At 66.0% G+C, this 17641-nt stretch carries 16 protein-coding genes; 11 read left to right on the plus strand and 5 right to left on the minus strand.

Annotated elements, in window-relative coordinates:
- The first annotated feature begins 22 nt into the window (after positions 1 to 22).
- Both MTX34_RS15500 and MTX34_RS15505 read left to right on the plus strand, forming a co-directional pair.
- Entirely contained in the window at positions 23 to 1393 is a 1371-nt protein-coding gene (locus MTX34_RS15500; protein WP_243609955.1) for a hypothetical protein, read from the plus strand.
- 23 nt (positions 1394 to 1416) lie between these two features.
- On the plus strand, positions 1417 to 2541 hold the full coding sequence (locus MTX34_RS15505) for a glycosyltransferase family 4 protein (RefSeq protein WP_243609956.1): 1125 nt from the start codon (positions 1417 to 1419) through the stop codon (positions 2539 to 2541).
- A 25-nt stretch (positions 2542 to 2566) separates the two neighbouring features.
- On the opposite strand, the gene MTX34_RS15510 is transcribed toward MTX34_RS15505, so the two are convergent.
- On the minus strand, positions 2567 to 4372 hold the full coding sequence (locus MTX34_RS15510) for a long-chain fatty acid--CoA ligase (protein WP_243595019.1): 1806 nt from the start codon (positions 4370 to 4372) through the stop codon (positions 2567 to 2569).
- Between the two features lie 135 nt (positions 4373 to 4507).
- Here MTX34_RS15510 and MTX34_RS15515 point away from each other — a divergent pair, with 135 nt between their 5' ends.
- From MTX34_RS15515 to MTX34_RS15540, 6 genes are all read left to right on the plus strand, one after another.
- Positions 4508 to 4900 carry a polyketide cyclase / dehydrase and lipid transport gene (locus MTX34_RS15515; RefSeq protein ID WP_243595018.1) on the plus strand — a complete coding sequence of 131 codons (393 nt, stop codon included), beginning with the start codon at positions 4508 to 4510 and terminating at the stop codon, positions 4898 to 4900.
- Positions 4901 to 5035: 135 nt separating this feature from the next.
- Positions 5036 to 5470 (plus strand): SRPBCC family protein, encoded by a 435-nt coding sequence (locus MTX34_RS15520; protein ID WP_243595017.1) that lies wholly within the window; start codon positions 5036 to 5038, stop codon positions 5468 to 5470.
- Between the two features lie 29 nt (positions 5471 to 5499).
- Entirely contained in the window at positions 5500 to 6726 is a 1227-nt protein-coding gene (locus MTX34_RS15525; RefSeq protein WP_243595016.1) for an ArsA family ATPase, read from the plus strand.
- A gap of 31 nt (positions 6727 to 6757) precedes the next feature.
- Positions 6758 to 7222 carry a hypothetical protein gene (locus MTX34_RS15530; RefSeq protein WP_243609957.1) on the plus strand — a complete coding sequence of 155 codons (465 nt, stop codon included), beginning with the start codon at positions 6758 to 6760 and terminating at the stop codon, positions 7220 to 7222.
- A 58-nt stretch (positions 7223 to 7280) separates the two neighbouring features.
- Positions 7281 to 8255 (plus strand): ROK family protein, encoded by a 975-nt coding sequence (locus tag MTX34_RS15535; protein ID WP_243595014.1) that lies wholly within the window; start codon positions 7281 to 7283, stop codon positions 8253 to 8255.
- Positions 8256 to 8433: 178 nt separating this feature from the next.
- Positions 8434 to 9162: a 1-acyl-sn-glycerol-3-phosphate acyltransferase gene (locus MTX34_RS15540; protein WP_243595013.1), complete on the plus strand. Its 729-nt coding sequence runs from the start codon at positions 8434 to 8436 to the stop codon at positions 9160 to 9162.
- A 19-nt stretch (positions 9163 to 9181) separates the two neighbouring features.
- Here the strand turns inward: MTX34_RS15540 and MTX34_RS15545 are convergent, their stop codons facing one another.
- Positions 9182 to 10474, minus strand: a complete 1293-nt coding sequence (locus tag MTX34_RS15545) for a glycosyltransferase 87 family protein (protein ID WP_374639754.1) — start codon at positions 10472 to 10474, stop codon at positions 9182 to 9184.
- Positions 10475 to 10554: 80 nt separating this feature from the next.
- On the opposite strand from MTX34_RS15545, the gene MTX34_RS15550 reads away from it, so the two are divergent.
- Both MTX34_RS15550 and MTX34_RS15555 read left to right on the plus strand, forming a co-directional pair.
- The gene (locus MTX34_RS15550; RefSeq protein ID WP_027497365.1) at positions 10555 to 11046 is read left to right on the plus strand and encodes a polyadenylate-specific 3'-exoribonuclease AS; all 492 of its coding nucleotides are present in this window, start codon (positions 10555 to 10557) and stop codon (positions 11044 to 11046) included.
- A 45-nt stretch (positions 11047 to 11091) separates the two neighbouring features.
- Entirely contained in the window at positions 11092 to 12477 is a 1386-nt protein-coding gene (locus tag MTX34_RS15555) for a class II 3-deoxy-7-phosphoheptulonate synthase (RefSeq protein WP_094679112.1), read from the plus strand.
- On the opposite strand, the gene pknB is transcribed toward MTX34_RS15555, so the two are convergent.
- On the minus strand, positions 12478 to 14457 hold the full coding sequence (gene pknB, locus MTX34_RS15560; protein WP_243610040.1) for a Stk1 family PASTA domain-containing Ser/Thr kinase: 1980 nt from the start codon (positions 14455 to 14457) through the stop codon (positions 12478 to 12480).
- Between the two features lie 186 nt (positions 14458 to 14643).
- Here pknB and MTX34_RS15565 point away from each other — a divergent pair, with 186 nt between their 5' ends.
- Positions 14644 to 15015 carry an Rv2175c family DNA-binding protein gene (locus MTX34_RS15565; protein WP_243595012.1) on the plus strand — a complete coding sequence of 124 codons (372 nt, stop codon included), beginning with the start codon at positions 14644 to 14646 and terminating at the stop codon, positions 15013 to 15015.
- Here MTX34_RS15565 and MTX34_RS15570 read toward each other — a convergent pair.
- On the minus strand, positions 15012 to 15977 hold the full coding sequence (locus MTX34_RS15570) for a phytoene/squalene synthase family protein (protein ID WP_243595011.1): 966 nt from the start codon (positions 15975 to 15977) through the stop codon (positions 15012 to 15014). The two genes, MTX34_RS15565 and MTX34_RS15570, sit on opposite strands and share 4 nt — an antisense overlap.
- A gap of 10 nt (positions 15978 to 15987) precedes the next feature.
- Positions 15988 to 17631 carry an alpha-(1->6)-mannopyranosyltransferase A gene (locus tag MTX34_RS15575; protein WP_243595010.1) on the minus strand — a complete coding sequence of 548 codons (1644 nt, stop codon included), beginning with the start codon at positions 17629 to 17631 and terminating at the stop codon, positions 15988 to 15990.
- Positions 17632 to 17641 lie beyond the last annotated feature (10 nt).

Below are 17641 nucleotides of genomic sequence, written 5' to 3' on the forward strand. Positions count from 1 at the left end.
TCGACGATCGCCGAACGCCTGCATGAGTGGCTCCAGCGGGCACTCCGGAGTGCATGCTCTCGTGCGATCGGCACGGTTGCGCTGGTTGGCGGTCGTCCTCGTTGCGGCGGTGGCGGTCTCGGCCTTCCTGATTCATCGAGCCGGCACCTCCGACGGCATATCCGACACATCCTCGACCGTCACCGATCCCCAGGCCTCACCGACCTACGATCAACAGCGCCGCGCCGACGTGACCGTTCTCCTGGATCGGTGGGCTCGCGCGGTTCGTTCCGGCGATGTCGATGCGCTGCGGGAGCTGATGGATCCGCGGGCCGATCCGGGTTTCGTGGAAGCGGAGGTGCGTCGGGCAGCAGTGGTGTCGGCCGTCCCGTTCGCCGATTTCGGCTACGACCTGGGGGATGAGCCGGAGACCCCGGTTCCGCCGTCGATCGCAGAGGCGCTCGATGCCACCGACGTCTGGGCGCCCTCGGTGTATCTGCGATACGCGGTCACCGGTCCGGACGCATCGCCGACGCGTCGGCCGGTCTCACTCGTCGTGGCCGAGCGAGACGGTCGGTGGCGGCTGGTCGACGACGCGGACCTGTCCGAGTATCGACGCCAGACCTGGCGCGGGCCATGGGATTTCGGACCACTGACCGTGCGTTCGGTGCCCACTGCAGCCGGGACCTCGGTGGTCGTGGGGCATCCGGATCGCGAGCAGTTCGTCGACAGCCTTGCCACCGAACTCCCATCGGCGACGGCGGCGGTCACCGATTTCTGGGGAGACGACTGGGCGCGCGACGGGCTGGTTTTCGTTGCCTCCTCCCCGGAGGAGTTCGCCGAGCTGACGGGGTCCGATCCGTCCACCGATGTGGCCGCGGTGACGGTGTCCGACGCGGTGGCGGGCGACGGCTCGCGTCCGACGGGTCAGCGGGTGGTGTTCGGCCCTGATGCCGCGTCGCGGTTGACGCCGTTCACCCTTCGCTCGGTTCTGCGACACGAATTGACCCATGTGGCGGCGCGGGCGCAGACGTCGGACGGTACGCCGCTGTGGGTGTCCGAGGGGTTCGCCGACTATTCCGGGTCTCGCAATTCCGGTGCCGACTTCGCTCAATTGGCTCCCACTCTGGCTGCCATCGTGGCGGCTGGGGGGCCGCCGACGGTCTTGCCGAAGAACGAGGATTTCGGTGCCGGTGGCACCCGGTCGAGCGTGGCATACGAGTCGGCGTGGTCGGTGTTCGCGTTCGTGGCCGATCGGTTCGGCGAGTCCACGTTGCGCAGACTGTACGAGGAGCTGGCGTCCGAACCCACGAATGAGGGCCGTGCCGATGCTCCTTTCGAGTCGGTACTGGGGTTGGACCGTGCCCAGTTCGTTGCTTCCTGGGGCGACTGGGTGGCTGCTCGGTCACGCTGAGTCGGGGCGCTACGGTTGTCGCCATGCGTCGAACTCTGCTCGTGACGAACGACTTTCCACCTCGCCCCGGTGGTATCCAGTCCTATCTGCACAGCTTTGCCACGCAGCTGCCTGCGGACGAGCTCGTGGTCTACGCACCTCGGTGGCGCGGCGACTCGCACGAGAAGTTCGATGCCCAGCAGCCGTTCGAGGTGGTCAGACATCCGACGACGCTGATGTTGCCGACTCCTCTCGTCGCCCGGCGCGCGGCTCGAATTCTGAAGTCGCGAAGGTGCGATTCGGTGTGGTTCGGTGCGTCGGCTCCGTTGGCGGTGATGTCGTCGCATCTGCGCAAGGCCGGTGCGGATCGCATCGTGGCGAGTACTCACGGCCACGAGGTCGGCTGGTCGATGGTGCCCGGTGGCCGAGCGACGTTGCGCACGATCGGTGAGAACACCGACGTGGTGACCTATGTCAGCAAGTACACCAGGGGCCGCGTGAGCTCGGCCTTCGGCAGGACCGCCGCGCTCGAGCATCTACCGCCCGGTGTCGATACCGATCGTTTCGTGCCCGACGACGCCGCGCGCGCGGAACTGCGCTCGCGGTACGGCCTCGGAGATCGCCCCACCGTTCTGTGCCTGTCTCGGCTCGTTCCGCGTAAGGGGCAGGATTTCCTGATTCGAGCGCTCCCGGGAATCCGTCGGGCTGTCGACGGAGCGGTTCTGGTGATCGTCGGCGGCGGGCCCTACGAGAAGACGCTGCGCGAGCTCGTGCGATCCACCGGCATGGAGGAACACGTGGTGTTCACCGGTACCGTGCCGTCCGCGGAGCTTGCCGCCCACCACACCATCGCGGACGTGTTCGCGATGCCGAGCCGGACCCGGGGTGCCGGTCTCGATGTCGAAGGACTCGGAATCGTCTATCTCGAGGCGTCCTCCTGTGGCGTCCCCGTCGTCGCCGGCATGTCCGGAGGTGCACCGGAAGCAGTGCAGCACAACAAGACCGGGCTCGTTGTCGACGGTACGTCGGTCTCGGACATCACCGACGCGATCGTGCGAATCCTGTCCGATCGCACGCTCGCCACGCAGATGGGCAACGCCGGCCGCGCATGGGTGGACGAGGAATGGCGCTGGGACGTTCTGACCGAGAAGCTCCGGTCACTGATCTGATACTCGTTGCCGCGAGTCGATGCGGCTACCGCGCGTAGATCGACTCGATGTCGTCGGCGTACGTCGACGTGATGACGTTGCGCTTGAGCTTCATCGTGGGCGTCAACTCGCCGTTCTCCTCCGAGAAGTCATGGGGGAGCAGTCGATACTTCTTGATGGATTCCGCATGCGAGACGGACCTGTTCGCGTCGGCTACGGCAGCGTCTATCTCCGCGATGAGATCGGGGTCGGTCCGTAGATCCGCGGCGGTGGCTTCGGAGTCCTTGCCGTGGGCGGACTTCCAGCGATCGAACGCCTCCGGGTCGAGGGTGATGAGTGCGCCGATGAAGGGCTTCTGATCGCCCACGACGACTGCTTGACTGATCAGTGCACCCGCCCGAAGCTGGTCTTCGAGGCCGGCCGGGGATACGTTCTTACCTCCTGCGGTGACGATCAGTTCCTTCTTGCGACCGGAGATCGTGATGTAGCCGTCGTCGTCGACGGAACCGAGATCGCCGGTGCGGAACCAACCGTCGTCGAGCGACTCTGCGGTCGCGGACTCGTTGCGCCAGTAGCCGTCGAACACCACCGGTCCGCGGAGTTGGATCTCACCGTCCTCGGCAATGCGCACGGTGTTGCCGGGCAGTGGACGTCCGACGCTGCCGACTCGTTGGAATCCGATGGTGTTGACCGCAAAAGCCGCGGTGGTTTCGGTCAGGCCGTAACCCTCGTAGATCGTCACGCCGATACCCCGATAGAAGTGGCCGAGACGGGCACCGAGCGGGGCTCCGCCGGAGATCGCCAGCTCGCACTTGCCACCGAGCGCTGCCCGAAGCTTGCCGTACACCAACTTGTCGAACACGGTGTGCTTGGCGCGCAACACGATTCCCGGTCCACCGGTGTCCTGGGCTTCACTCCATGCCACCGCACATTCGGTGGCGAGGTCGAAGATCTTTCCCTTGCCGTCGGCGTGCGCCTTCTGCTTGGCGGTGTTGAAGACCTTCTCGAACACTCGCGGCACCGAAAGGATGAAGTCCGGTTGGAACGTGCCGAACGTCGCGACGAGGTTCGGAATGTCGTTGGTGTGGCCAAGGGTGACTCCCGCATCGAACGACGCGATGGACACCGCGCGTGCCAGGACGTGTGCGAGGGGTAGGAACATCAGGGTGCTTCGCCCCTGCGTCATCAGCGATTTCAGCGACGTTTCGCGAATGCCGAGTGATTCGGCGAGCAGATTGGCATGGGTCAGTTGAACGCCCTTGGGGCGACCGGTGGTGCCGGAGGTGTAGATCAACGTGGCCGGGTCCGACGAGCGGAGTGCCGAAACCCGCTGGTGCACGACCTCTTCGGAGATCGAGGCACCGCCGTCGGTCAAAGCCTGGACAGCGTCGGCACCGGCGGAGTTCTCGATCACGAACGTCTGTCGTACCGACGGCGCAGCTGCCACAACGGATGTGGTCTCCTGCACGTGTGCGTCGTTCTCGAGTACGAGCAGCACCGGCTCGGCGTCTTCGAGGATCCACTCCACCTGCCCGGCCGAGGACGTCTCGTAGATCGGGACCGTCACGCCGCCCGCCGCCCAGATCGCGTAGTCGATCACCGACCACTCGAATCGCGTCGAGGACATCAGTGCCACTCGGTCGCCTTGCTCGATGCCTGCGGCGATCAGCCCCTGGGCCACTCCGACCACCAGTCGCTCGAACTCGTTGGCAGTGACGTCGACCCACTGCCGATCGACCGAGCGGCGGAACACGACCGCGTCCGGTGCAGTGCGGGCACGATCGAAGACGGTATCGACAGCCGAGTCGGTGTCCGCGATGGCGTACTTTGCGGCGGCGGTGAACTCGCGCACGGAAATTACCTCCGGATAGAACGGGGAGAACGAAAGTCGATAGCTCGGCTTCACAGATACTGTAGACCCGGGTTCGGGGCGCTCGAATACACCTCGACCCTCACAGCGTCGGACCCGATATGTGAAGCTCTGACGATGAGCAGTATTCAAGTTGCGGATCAGACATTCGTGGCCGCCCCAGGGGAGCAGGTGGCGCTGGCATTCGCCTCGCCCGAGCGGTGGCGTCGGTGGTGGCCGGATCTGAACCTGACCGTCACCGAGGACCGCGGTGCGAAAGGAATTCGCTGGGCGGTGCGCGGCGGCGTCGTCGGAACCATGGAGCTGTGGCTCGAGCCCGCACTCGACGGTGTGATCGTGCATTACTTCCTGCATGCCGAGTCGACGGGAGACATCGAGTCGGCGGTGCTGCAGCACCGCCGTCGGGTTGCCGGCCGTGCGATGACGTTCGAGCTCAAGGGAGAGCTGGAGGCCGGCCGGTCTGCAGGTGAGGCCCCCCAACACACAGTGTCGAGTTCAGCTGGCGATTGAACCGCGCGGTACGGTCGGCGGGTTCGCATTGTGCGTCGGCGGATCGATCGTGTGAGATGGATCTGCCGCGAGTTCCAACGGCACCGAAGCGAACGAAGCGGATCGAAATACCCGAGAGGAAGCGGACGAGTAGTCATGGCGGAGAAAACCCAGAGGTCGATCGTCGTCGAAGCCCCACCGAGCCGGGTCATGGACGTCATCGCCGACTTCGACGCGTACCCCACGTGGGTGTCGGCCGCGAAATCCGTCGAGGTCCTCGAAGTGGGCAAGGACGGCCGCGGCAAGCGTGTCAAGTTCGTGCTGGACGCGGGCATGGTGAAGGACACCTACGAACTCGAATACGACTGGGCAGCCGACGGCACTGCGGTCTCGTGGAACCTCGTGTCGGGTGAAATGCAGAAGTCCCAGAACGGCTCGTACACGTTGCGCGAGACCGGCAGCGGCACCGACGTCACGTACGAGCTCACCGTCGACCTGAACATTCCGATGATCGGTCTGTTCAAGCGCAAAGCAGAGAAGGTCATCACCGATACTGCACTCAAGGAATTGAAGAAGCGGGTCGAAGGCTGAGCGACGCTCGCACCGAGCCCCGCACCACGGTGTTGCTGTTTCTCGGCAAAGGTGGTGCGGGCAAGACGACGTTGGCGGCAGCGTCGGGGCTTCGCCTCGCGCAGGCCGGTGAACGGGTGCTGATCGCCTCCATCGATCAGGCGCACTCCCTGGTCGACGTCTTCGCGGGGGACGCGGGTACCGAAGATCCGTCCGGGATTCGTTCGATCGCACCCGGCCTCGACATTGTCGAGATCGACACACTGGCTCTGCTCGAGGCGCGATACCGCGGACTTGGTGCGTTGATGGCCGTGGCGTCCACGGGGCACGAGCACGGGGTGAGTTTCGGGGCGATCGAGCCGGAGGAGCTGCTCGGCCTGGCCGGAGTCGAAGAGTTGTTGGGGATGCACGAGATTCTCCGTCTGGCCGACGAGAATCGCTGGGACACAGTGATAGTCGATCTTCCTGCATCGGCGGATGCCCTACGCACGCTGCACTTGCCCGACACCGTTGCCGCGTACGTCGAGCGAATCTGGCCGCTGCACGCTCGGATGGTCGCGGGCACCGGTTCCGATGTGCGCCTCACTCTCGTGGTGGCGATGATCGAGCGGATCCTCGCTCAGGTCGACTCCGTCCGGTCCCTGATCACCGACTCCGATCGCACCGGGGCGACCGTGGTCGTCACCGCCGAACAGCTCTCGGTCGCCGATGCGGAAAGAACGCTGTCGGCCGCCGCTCTGCTCGGAATCGGAGTCGACCGCGTGCTGATCAACAAAGTGCTGCCGAGGCTCAACTCGACGTCGATCGGTCTGGTGGGCGCGCATCCGGCTGTGTTCTGGTTCGAGCGGTGGCGAGCCGCCCAGCTGGACGCGGTCGCCGAACTGCGCCGACGCATCGGCACGGTGCCCATAGTGGAGGTGGAGCACGCCGCCGGTGAACCGGTAGGGTTGCAGTCCTTGCAGGATGTGGCCGATCGCCTCGAACCGGACTCCCTCGAACGGCACGCGCCGGGCCGGGGTGAGCAGCCTTCGGTGGTGCTCGAGTCGGGTCGTGGACTCGAATCCGTCTATGCGATGAGAATGTTGCTGCCGGTTGCGGATTCGACGACCTTGGGCTTGGGGCGAGTGGAGGACGACTTGATAGTGAGTGCCGACGGGAGGCGACGGCGCATCAAATTGGCGTCGGTGCTGCGTCGGTGCGTCGCGGACTCCGCCGAACTCGACGGACCGTGCCTGGTGGTGCGTTTTCGTCCGAACCCCGACGTGTGGCCGCTGTGACCCGTCCTGCCCTGACAGTCGGGGGGTATCGATGACCTCGGACCATTCCGAGCTGGGGGCGGACCTGCTCGCCCTGGCCGACACCGTACTGACCCGGCTCGAACCCATCCTCAGTCGCGTCGCCGAGACACAGCAGGATCGTGACCAACAGGGATGCAGTTGGTGCCCGGTCTGCGCACTCGCGGCGATGTTGCGTGGGGAGCGCCACGATCTCGTCGAGCTCGTGGCCTCCGAAGGGGCCGTGGTGATTGCGCTCCTGCGTCAACTGCTCGCCGATCACACCACCTCCGGGGCGACGAACTCGGGAGCACACACTCCTCCCACCCCGCCGTCGACGGACCCCGAGCCCGGCGCTCCCGGTACCACCGCCACCGATCCGGCCGAGGTCGCAGACGTGTCGATCGACACGAAATTGCAGGATGACCGCCAGGCCTCGTTCGTTCCGATTACCGTTCGAGTGAACAATTCGCGCTCGGACGAACAGGACCGTCCGTGATCGGCGCGGCGACTCGGGTGCAGGCCGCGTGAGGGACGGCCGAGGAAGGCATGAACGAATGAAGCGGCACCACCAGCGGCTGACGGTCGGTATCGACGTGGGCGGGACGAGCCTGCGCGCGTCTGTCGTCGACGAGGACGGCCAAGTGCTCGACTCGACGGCCGCACCCACGCCGCACACGGCTCGCGCGCTCGAACGCGGTCTCGACCGGGCCGTGCAGGAGCTGGCCGGGCGACACGACATCACGGCCGTCGGGCTCGCCGTCGCAGGGTTCATCGACTCCGACCGCACGACGGTTCTCTTCGCCCCGCATCTGCCCTGGGTGAACACCCCGGTGGCGACCGAGATGAGTATGCGCATCGGTCTACCGGTGTTGCTCGAGCACGACGCCAATTCTGCTGCCTGGGCCGAGTATCGCTTCGGTGCCGCATCCGGTGGCCGCAACGTGGTGATGGTGGCCATCGGCACCGGAATCGGTGCGGCGCTGTTGATCGACGGCAGGATCTATCGGGGTAGCCATGGCGTGGCACCGGAACTCGGTCACATCCAGGTCGTGCCGGACGGCCGGGCATGCCCCTGCGGCAAGCGCGGTTGTTGGGAGCGTTATTGCAGCGGCACCGCGCTGGTGGACACCGCAGTCGAGCTGCTCGCAGCGGACCCGTCGTCCTCGACGACCCTGGCACGTGAGGTGTTCCTCGATCCGGGTTCTCTGACCGGCCGCCGGATTGCCAGTGCAGCGCACGACGGTGACGAGATAGCCCGCCGCACCATGGAGGACTTCGCGCAGTGGCTCGGTGTCGGGCTCTCGATGGTCAGCGACGTGTACGACCCCGATCTGATCGTGTTGGCCGGTGGAGTGGCGACGTCGTCGAGCCAGTTCCTGGCCCGAGCGACCGACAAGTACGCGGAGTTGGTGACCGGTGCGGGGCATCGACCGCTGGCTCGTATTCGCAGCACTCAACTCGGCGAGGCGGCGGGCATGATCGGGGCCGCGGAGTTGGCCCGAGCGCAGTTCGTCACCGGGGTTCGCTGACTGCTCGGACGTGCTACCTGTGACGTCTGTCCCGGAGTCGGCGATGATGTGGCTGGTGTCATAAACCGTGGGTACAGTTCACTACGCGGCACGGTTCGAGGATGCACGGCCGCAGTCGATTCGCTGAGGAGCGAGGCGGCACCAAACGATTTCCCGACCATCATCAGGGAGCATGTCAATGTGGTACTGGCTGGTTAAGTACATTTTCGTCGGCCCCCTTCTCATCGCCCTGGGTCGGCCGACGATCGAGGGCGCGGAGAACATCCCGACGGAGGGTCCGGTCATTCTGGCCAGCAACCACAAGGCCGTTCTCGATTCGTTCTACCTCCCGCTCAAGACGCCTCGCCGCATCACTTTCCTCGCCAAGAGCGAGTACTTCACCGGACCGGGACTCAAGGGTGCGTTCCAGAAATGGTTCTTCACCGCCGTCGGGCAGGTGCCGATCGATCGCACCGGAGCCGACGCTGCGCAGGATGCGCTCAACGCAGGCGTGCGGGTGATCGAAGCGGGCAAGGTTCTCGGTATCTACCCCGAGGGCACGCGATCACCCGATGCGCGGCTGTACAAGGGCAAGACCGGGATGGCGCGTCTGGCACTGCAGACCGGCGTCCAGGTGATTCCGGTAGCGATGATCGGTACCGAGAAGATGAACCCGATCGGTTCGCGAGTCTGGCGTCCGGCAAAGGTCACCATCCGGATCGGGAAGCCCATCGATTTCTCGCGCTTCGAGGGCATGGCCGGAAACCGTTTCGTCGAGCGTGCCGTCACCGACGAGGTGATGTACGACCTGATGTTGCTTTCCGGTCAGGAGTACGTGGACGTGTATGCCGCATCGCTGAAGAAGGCTGTACCCGAAGAGGAGTCCGCTCCGGCCGCGAGGCGTATCCCGGATTCCAAGGCCAGCTAGCCCTACCGGGTAAGCGCGATCAGCGGGTGGCGTTCTCGCCGACGATCGCAGTCGCTCGATCGGACCAGCTGAACGAGGCGAGTGCGACGATCGAGGCCAGGGCCCACCACACGTAGCCCGATGCGGCGAACTGGTCGAGCAGAGGCCAACCGAGCCCGCTCCATCGGCCCTCGCCGAGCTTCCAGTGCGGCGGGTAGAGCATCAACGCCAGCCCGACGGCCACGAGAGTGCCCAGCAGCGCACTGCGGCGGCGGTAGCCGAGGACGGCGAGCACCACGGTGAACGGAATGGCCCACACCCAGTGGTGTGACCAGGAGACCGGCGACACCAGCAGGCCGAACATGGCGTTGATCGTCAGCGCGAGCGCAGTCTCGCCTGCGGCGAACGCCTTGCGCATCGCCACCGCCGCGATGGCGAGCACCACCACCGACAACGCTATCCACAGGATCGAACGGGGCACTTCGTCCAACCCGAGCCGCGCGAGCACTCCGGTGATCGACTGGTTGGGCGGGTAGGCCGGGCCGCCGATCCGGTCGGAATCGACGATCGTCTCGGTCCAGTACTTCACCGAGTCCGACCACGTCAGTGCGAAACCTATCGCGGTGAACACTGCAAAACTCACCACCGACACCACCGCAGCTCGAAAGTCCTTGCGCAGCAGGAAGTACAGCACGAACACCGCGGGCGTGAGCTTGACGGCGGCCACGAGACCGATCAGCACGCCTCGGGGCCACGGCGTCTTCTTCGGCAGGCAGTCGAGTGCGACGAACGCCATCAACACGATGTTGATCTGCCCGTAGTTCAGCGTCGAGGTGACCGGTTCTAGGAGCAGCACGGCCCCGGCGAACACCGCTCCGGCGGACCACCACACGAGCGTGCGGGGACGAACCCCGAGCGAGGTGAGGGTCACCACGACGGTCATCAGCAGCAAGAGCATGGACAGCGTGGTCACCACGATCGAGGCGGCGTACAGCGACACCGACGACAGCGGGCTGAAGATCGCCGCGGAGATCGGGGGATAGGTGAAGGGCAGCGTCGTACCGGTCGCGATCGGTGGCAGTTGACCGTAGAGATCTCCACCCTCGGCGAACACCTGACCGCCGAGTCGATACACGTCCAGATCGAGTCGGTAGTGCTCACCGATCGTGCGCAGCCCCGGAAAGCCGTTGAGATGGAACGCAACGCCGACGGCAGCGGCGATCAGGACGAGGAGCCTGCTCGACGCGACCGCCCAACTCGGCCACCGGCGTCGCGTCGGCCCAGCCGGTTCCGAGGCCTCGGCGACCGGACGGTTGGTGTCGGGCGAAGTCACTGGCTTTCCCTTTCAGGGCTGTTCGGATCGGGGCTACCGGTACGTGGGGGACGTGTCGGGGACGCGCTAGGGTGAGCCGCGTGCGCTACTTCTACGACACAGAGTTCATCGAGGATGGTCGCACAATCGAGTTGGTCTCGATCGGTGTGGTGTCGGAGGACGGTCGCGAGTTCTATGCGGTGTCCTCCGAGTTCGACCCCGAGCGAGCGGGCCGATGGGTTCGACGCAACGTGCTACCCAAGCTGCCACCGTACTCGTCGCCGCTGTGGATGAGCCGGTCCAGAATCCGAGACGAGCTGCTCGAATTCCTCGTTCCGCATTACGGTGCCGAGGTCGAACTGTGGGCGTGGGTGGCGGCGTACGACCACGTGGCGCTCTGCCAGCTGTGGGGCTCGATGACCGAGTTGCCGCGCTCGTTGCCGCGGTTCACCCGTGAGCTGCGCCAGCACTGGGAGGATCGCGGTAGTCCCGAGCTGCCGTCGGTGCCCGACGACGCTCACGACGCCCTGGCCGACGCGCGGCACAATCTGGCGAAGTTCCAGGCGATCGAGGAGTACTCGTACCGCGGGTGAACACCCGTTGTCCTGCGGCTTCGGCGGTACGAATATCCTGTAGCGGTGAACTGGACTGTCGACGTACCCATCGATCGCTTGCCCGACCTGCCGCCGTTGTCACCGACGCTGCGCACTCGATTGGACGATGCGTTGGCCAAGCCGGCTGCGCAGCAACCTCAGTGGGATCCGGAGCACGCTGCCGACATGCGCAAGGTGCTCGAGAGCGTTCCTCCGATAACCGTTGCCGGTGAGGTGGAGGCGTTGTCGGACAAGCTCGCTGCTGTCGCACGCGGCGAAGCGTTCCTGCTCCAGGGCGGCGACTGCGCAGAGACGTTCGTCGACAACACCGAACCGCACATCAAGGGCAACATCCGCACGCTGCTGCAGATGGCCGTGGTGCTCACCTACGGCGCGAGCATGCCGGTGGTCAAGGTCGCCCGTATCGCCGGGCAGTACGCCAAGCCGCGTTCGTCGAACATCGACGCCCTCGGTCTGCAGTCCTACCGCGGCGACATGATCAACTCGCTCGTCGCCGACGAGAGCGTCCGCGGCCACGATCCGTCGCGACTGGTGCGCGCCTACGCCAATGCAAGCGCAGCGATGAATCTGGTCCGTGCACTGACCGGTGCCGGCATGGCGGATCTGCACAAGGTGCACGACTGGAACCGCGAGTTCGTCGCCCAGTCGCCCGCCGGTGCCCGCTACGAGGCGCTCGCGGGGGAGATCGATCGCGGACTGCGCTTCATGGATGCCTGCGGCGTCTCGGACCCCAACCTGCACACCGCGCAGATCTTCGCCAGCCACGAAGCACTCGTTCTCGACTACGAGCGGGCGATGCTGCGCCTGGACAACACCGACGATCACCCCAAGCTGTACGACCTGTCCGCGCACTTCCTGTGGATCGGCGACCGCACCCGCCAGCTCGACGGGGCGCACATCGCGCTGGCCGAGCTGATCTCCAACCCGATCGGCCTCAAGATCGGGCCCACGACCACGCCCGAGATGGCCGTCGAGTACGTCGAGCGGCTCGACCCGACCAACAAGCCGGGACGTCTGACCCTGATCTCACGCATGGGCAACGGCAAGGTGCGCGACATCCTGCCCGCCATCATCGAGAAGGTGCAGGCCACCGGCCACCAGGTCATCTGGCAGTGCGATCCGATGCACGGCAACACCCACGAGGCCTCGACCGGCTACAAGACGCGGCACTTCGACCGCATCGTGGACGAGGTACAGGGCTTCTTCGAGGTGCACAACGGCCTCGGAACGCATCCGGGCGGAATTCACGTCGAACTGACCGGCGACGACGTCACCGAGTGCCTCGGCGGCGCCCAGGACATCTCGGATCTCGACCTCGCCGGTCGCTACGAGACCGCCTGCGACCCGCGTCTGAACACACAGCAGAGCATCGAACTGGCGTTCCTCGTCGCCGAGATGCTCCGCGACTGATCAGGGCAGCGAGACGACCATGACCTCGGAGCCCGGTTCCACCCGAGAACCGGCTCCGGGGCTCTGGGTGATGACAAGAGACCCGTCGGTGTCCACCACCTGACGGACGTCGATGGGCAGACCCAACGCCTCGAGCGTGGTCCGGGCCGAGCCGACCGACCGACCCAGTAGCGAGGGCACGGTGACGGCGTTGGACACCTCGAGCACCGCGGTGGACCCGGATCGCACCGTCTCACCGGCTTCCGGCGTGGTTGCGATCGCCTTGCCGCCATCGGTGTCCTCGTCGAACGTCTCCTGTACCTCGCCGACGGTGATGCCCACCGATTCCAGCGTCGTTCGGGCCTGGTCGACGCTCTGCCCGCGTACGTCGGGCACCTCGACCGGCGGCGCTCCCTTGCTGCGCAACACCGTGACCGCGGTTCCGGTGGACAGCACGGTGCCGGGCGCTGGGTCCAGTGCTGCGACCCCGCCGATCGGAGCGGACGTGCTGAAGGCCTCGCCGCCGTCGACGGGTGTGAACGTTCGGTCTCTCAGTTGCTGTTCCATGTCTGCGACGGATGCGTCCGCGTCGATGGAGGGAACGGTGGGGCGACCCAGAGACACCAGCAGATACACCGTGTCGCCCTTGGCGATTCGTGATCCGCCGGTGGGATCGGTGCCGATGAGAAGGTCGGTGTCCACCGAGTCGGAATAGGTACCGCGCACCGCGGCCTCGAGTCCGGCGGCCTCGACGGCGCTGGTGGCACCGGTGGTGTCGAGCCCGTCGACCAACGGGACGGCGGTGTAACGACCGGACCCCATCCACCATCCGCCCAAGCCGACGAGTACCGCAAGCAGTGCGACGACGAGCAACCAGACGACGATCGCCCGGCGCGAGCGTCGGCGATCCGCGTCGAAGTCGGGGAACTCGTACTGCCGTCTGCCGGTCGGGGGAGGCCCGGCGGGCGGCGCATCGGAGTTGTCCGAGCCGTGGTCGACGTCTCGGGATGTGGGCGAGGTGACGACACGAGTGTGCTGCACCCCGTGTTGTGGGGGCGGCGGGGAATCCTGGGCCACTGGGGTGTGTGCGGTCGGCGGACGGTTGCCTGCGACCGTCGTCGGCGCTCCGGCCGCTGCCGAGCTGAGGTGTTCGGCCGAGCGCTTGGGTGCGGGCACTCGGTACTCGGGTAGCGCGAGCGCCGACGCGGCGGCGCGGACTGCACGGGCCATGTCGTCGGCGTTGCGGTATCGGTGTTCGGGGGCGCGGACGGTGGCGCGCTGGACCACCTCGTCGAACTGTGGGGGAACGCCGGCGATGAGGGTGGAGGGGAGCGGTACGTCGTTGTCGATGCGCTGGTAGGCGATCGACAGCGAGGTGTCGCCGGTGAACGGTGTGCGTCCGGTCAGCAGCTCGAACAACACGACGCCGACGCCGTAGACGTCGCTGCTCGCGGACGCGGAGCCGGTGGTGACCTGCTCGGGAGACAGATACGCGGCGGTGCCCAGAATCACACTGCTCGACGTCACGGTGGAGGCCGCGATGGCTCGGACGAGTCCGAAGTCGGCGATCTTCACGTCGCCGTCGTCGCTGATCAGGATGTTCTCGGGCTTGATGTCGCGGTGCACCAGACCGGCTCGGTGGGCGACTGCGAGCGCGTCGAGAACCGGCCGGATGACGGCCGCTGCAGCGTGCGGCGGCATCGGTCCCCGCTCGCGCAGCAGCTCACGCAGAGTTCCGCCCTCGACGAGTTCCATGACCAGGAAGGCGTGTTCACCGTCGCGGCCGTGATCGTGGACGGCGACGAGGCCGGGGTGGCTGAGCCTGGCCACGGCCCGAGCCTCGAACTCGAAGCGCTGGACGAACTGCGGGTCCTCGGCGAACTTCGGGTCCATGATCTTCACTGCGACGGGGCGGTCGAGCCTGGTGTCGAGTCCGCGGTAGACCGTCGACATACCACCGCGCGCGATCGGTGCGTCTATTCGGTATCGACGATCGAGCATCGAACCCGGTATCACCGAACCTCCCCTCGTCGTCCACTCGTGTTCCGGCTTTCGGTGCCGGATGCCGAAGTCGATCGTATCGGTGCCGGGGATGCCGACCGACGATCGTGGCTCGTGTCCACGGTCCTGCCGAGCCGGACCTGACGTTTTTGAAGTCTGGACGCCGGACCCGTTAACGTTACCTGCGTGAGTGCCATTCCCTACGCCGACGACGTGCTCGATCCGTCGGTGTCTTTGCTGCAGTTCGCCGATGTCGCGAAGATCCTCGACGTTCCCAAGACCCGCGTCGAACAGCTCATCCGCGACCGCCAGTTGCTCGCTCTCAAGCGTTCGCGCGTGCCCGGTGTGCCGGAGCAGTTCCTCGACACGACCAAGGGCACCATCGTCAAGGGTCTGCCCGGTCTGCTGGCCGTGCTGCACGACGGCGGGTACGAGGACGAGGAAATCCTGCGGTGGCTGTTCACCGAGGACGAGAGCCTGCCCGGTGCGCCCGTCGCCGCTCTGCACGGTGACCTGATGCGCGAAGTGATCAGGCGCGCACAGGCGATGGCCTTCTAGCGAACCGTCGCGCGCTTGAAGCCGGTGACGGCGAACTGCGGAAGCGCGACGCGCGCTCGGGTCCACTGCGGCACCGTCGCACGCTGGGAGAGCACGCGGTAGCCCTGCGACTCGACCTCGGTGAGTATGCGGCCGTACAGGATCGACGCGGTGCGCATCGACGGTCGCACGCGCGGATCCAGCATCTCGATACCCGCGTCGGACGTCCGATAGATCGAGCGGGTGACGGCGATCAGGTGCGCGAGCGCTCTGGTGACCCTGGCGTCGACATTCCCGGTGGTGCGGCACCACCGCAGGAGTTCTTCGTCGACGCCGAACGCCGCCAGTTCATCGGTGGGTAGGTAGATGCGGTCGCGATCGAGGTCCTCGCCCATGTCGCGGATGAAGTTGGTCAGCTGGAATGCCTCGCCCAACGCTGCGGCGGGGGGCTCGGCCTCCGCCCGCTCGACGACGGTTCCCAGGATCGGCAACATCTGCAGCCCGATGACCGCAGCGGAGCCGTACATGTATTCGCGCAACTGCTCCATCGTGCGGTAACGCGAGACGAACATCGGACTACCCGGAATGTCCATGCGCATCGAGTGCATGAACGCGAAGAAGTAGTCGTGTGGAATGTCGTAGCGCTTCACGGTGTCGCATAGTGCGCTCAATACCTGATCGGACACGCTGTCGGACAACGGCTTTCCGGCCAAGGCGTCGCGCACCCGGGATTCGATCACGTCGAGTTCGACGATGCGACGGGCATTGAGTTCGTCGGAGCCGACGGCGATGTCGGTGCCCTCGAGGTCGACGATGTCGTCGACCATCCTGGCGAACCCGTAGAGCGCGTGGACACCCGCGCGCTTGTCGGTAGGGAGCAGCCGAGTGGCGAGGAAGTACGTCTTGCCGTGTTGGGCGTTGAGTTCGCGACAGACTCGATACGCCTCGTGCAGCGTCGGATCTATGCCGTCCAGTTCTCTCATCAGCGGGCCCTCATGACGTGGATTCGTCTCCGGTCGGTTCCGTAGCGGGTGTCTTGGGAGCGTTCGGCACGGCTCGGTGTTCCCTGGACCGGTCCGATCGTAAACGCAGCGGATCCACCCGCGTCAGGGCAAGTGCGGCCACGACTGCCGCGAAGACCGCCAGCGCGACGTGTCCGAATGTGTAGAGGCCGATCGAACCGTCGGGTTGAAAGACGAGCATGAGCCACGTCGACAGACCCGTCAGGATCATCAGGGTCGTGCGCGAGAGCGCAAATCCGGCAGCGATCGCGAGCGGCCACGAGTAGTACCAGGGCAGGGCCGCGGGGGAGAGGACGACGGTGGCGACCAGAGCGATGAGGATGCCCTTGACGGCATCGCGTTCGGACCTGCGGCCCAACCACCAGGCCGCGGCGAGAATGACCACCAGCGCGATGGCGCACAGCAGGCGGGTGACATCGAGAACCGGTCCGAGGCGCAGGTCGAGGAACCACGATGTGCTCACGGTCACCAGGTGCGCCAGAATCGTAGGAAGCGAGAGCCAGTTGATGATCTTGGCCGAACCGGAAAGCGCGGTCAGCCAACCGATTCCTACCCCGGCGATGACCGATGCGACAGCGAACACAGCGACGAAGACGGCGGCTCCGATTCCCGCGGTCTTGGTGAACGCCAGGATCGGCGACATCGGTGTTCGGTTCTCCGCCCGCGCCTTCTCGCGCAGATGGAGCATCCAGATCCACACCAGGAAGGGCAGAGCCAGGCCTGCGGTGGCCTTGATCGCAACCGCGATCGCCACCAGTGCGATGCCGCCTACGTGGTGACGTTCGAGGGTCAGCACGATGCCCGCAGTCATCAGACCCACCATGAGCAACTCGTTGTGCACGCCGCCGATCAGGTGAATCAACACCAGGGGGTTGAGGACGGCGAGCCAGACCGCGGTGGTTGCGCGACCGCCGAGGTGCTTCGCGAGCCGTGGGACCGCCCACATCATCAGCGCCAGACCGGGCAGCATGGTCAGGCGCAGCAACATCGTTCCGGCAATGACGTTGTCGTCGGTCAGGCTGGTGATGCCGCGAGCGAGCAACAGGAACAGCGGTCCGTACGGCGCTGTCGTGGTGGTCCACACGTTACTGACGTTGTCGAGCAGAACCCCCGGATTGGCAACGGGCCCAACGGCGTACGGATCGAATCCGTCTCGGAGCAGCGCGCCCTGCGCCAGGTAGGAGTAGGCATCGCGGCTGAACATCGGCACCGACAGCAGCAGCGGCGCGGTCCATGCCGGAACGATCCAGCGCAGTTCTCCGACGGTGGTGCGACCGTGCAGAGTCGCTCGCCCCAACCGGACCCATGCGGTGATCATGAGCAGTACGCCGACCCAGACGATGATGGTCGAGAGCACGAACCCGTGACCGAATCGCAGCCACGACAGGTGCATGTCCTCGAGGAGTGGATCGCGTCGGCGCACGCTGCCCGCACCGAAACCGCCGAACACGATGCAGACGGCCCCGACGACACCGAGGATTGCCGCTTTGCCTTCGGGGCTGCGCAGGAAGTTTCCTGTTGCGGTCAGTCTCGACTGTCTCCGCGGAGGCGAGGATGCACTGCCGCCGTCCGACGATCGATCCTCGGAGGTGGAGTGCGACGAGATCGAAGACATTGCCGCCTGC

The sequence above is a fragment of the Rhodococcus sp. ARC_M5 genome (assembly GCF_022810405.1).
Lineage (GTDB): Bacteria > Actinomycetota > Actinomycetes > Mycobacteriales > Mycobacteriaceae > Rhodococcoides > Rhodococcoides navarretei.

Excerpts from the sequence above, each read along its gene's own strand:
- MTX34_RS15500 (WP_243609955.1), top strand. The coding sequence starts at position 23 with ATGAGTGGCTCCAGCGGGCACTCCGGAGTGCATGCTCTCGTGCGATCG.
- MTX34_RS15505 (WP_243609956.1), top strand. The coding sequence starts at position 1,417 with ATGCGTCGAACTCTGCTCGTGACGAACGACTTTCCACCTCGCCCCGGT.
- MTX34_RS15515 (WP_243595018.1), top strand. The coding sequence starts at position 4,508 with ATGAGCAGTATTCAAGTTGCGGATCAGACATTCGTGGCCGCCCCAGGG.
- MTX34_RS15520 (WP_243595017.1), top strand. The coding sequence starts at position 5,036 with ATGGCGGAGAAAACCCAGAGGTCGATCGTCGTCGAAGCCCCACCGAGC.
- MTX34_RS15530 (WP_243609957.1), top strand. The coding sequence starts at position 6,758 with ATGACCTCGGACCATTCCGAGCTGGGGGCGGACCTGCTCGCCCTGGCC.
- MTX34_RS15535 (WP_243595014.1), top strand. The coding sequence starts at position 7,281 with ATGAAGCGGCACCACCAGCGGCTGACGGTCGGTATCGACGTGGGCGGG.
- MTX34_RS15540 (WP_243595013.1), top strand. The coding sequence starts at position 8,434 with ATGTGGTACTGGCTGGTTAAGTACATTTTCGTCGGCCCCCTTCTCATC.
- pknB (WP_243610040.1), bottom strand. The coding sequence starts at position 14,457 with ATGCTCGATCGTCGATACCGAATAGACGCACCGATCGCGCGCGGTGGT.
- MTX34_RS15570 (WP_243595011.1), bottom strand. The coding sequence starts at position 15,977 with ATGAGAGAACTGGACGGCATAGATCCGACGCTGCACGAGGCGTATCGA.
- MTX34_RS15575 (WP_243595010.1), bottom strand. The coding sequence starts at position 17,631 with ATGTCTTCGATCTCGTCGCACTCCACCTCCGAGGATCGATCGTCGGAC.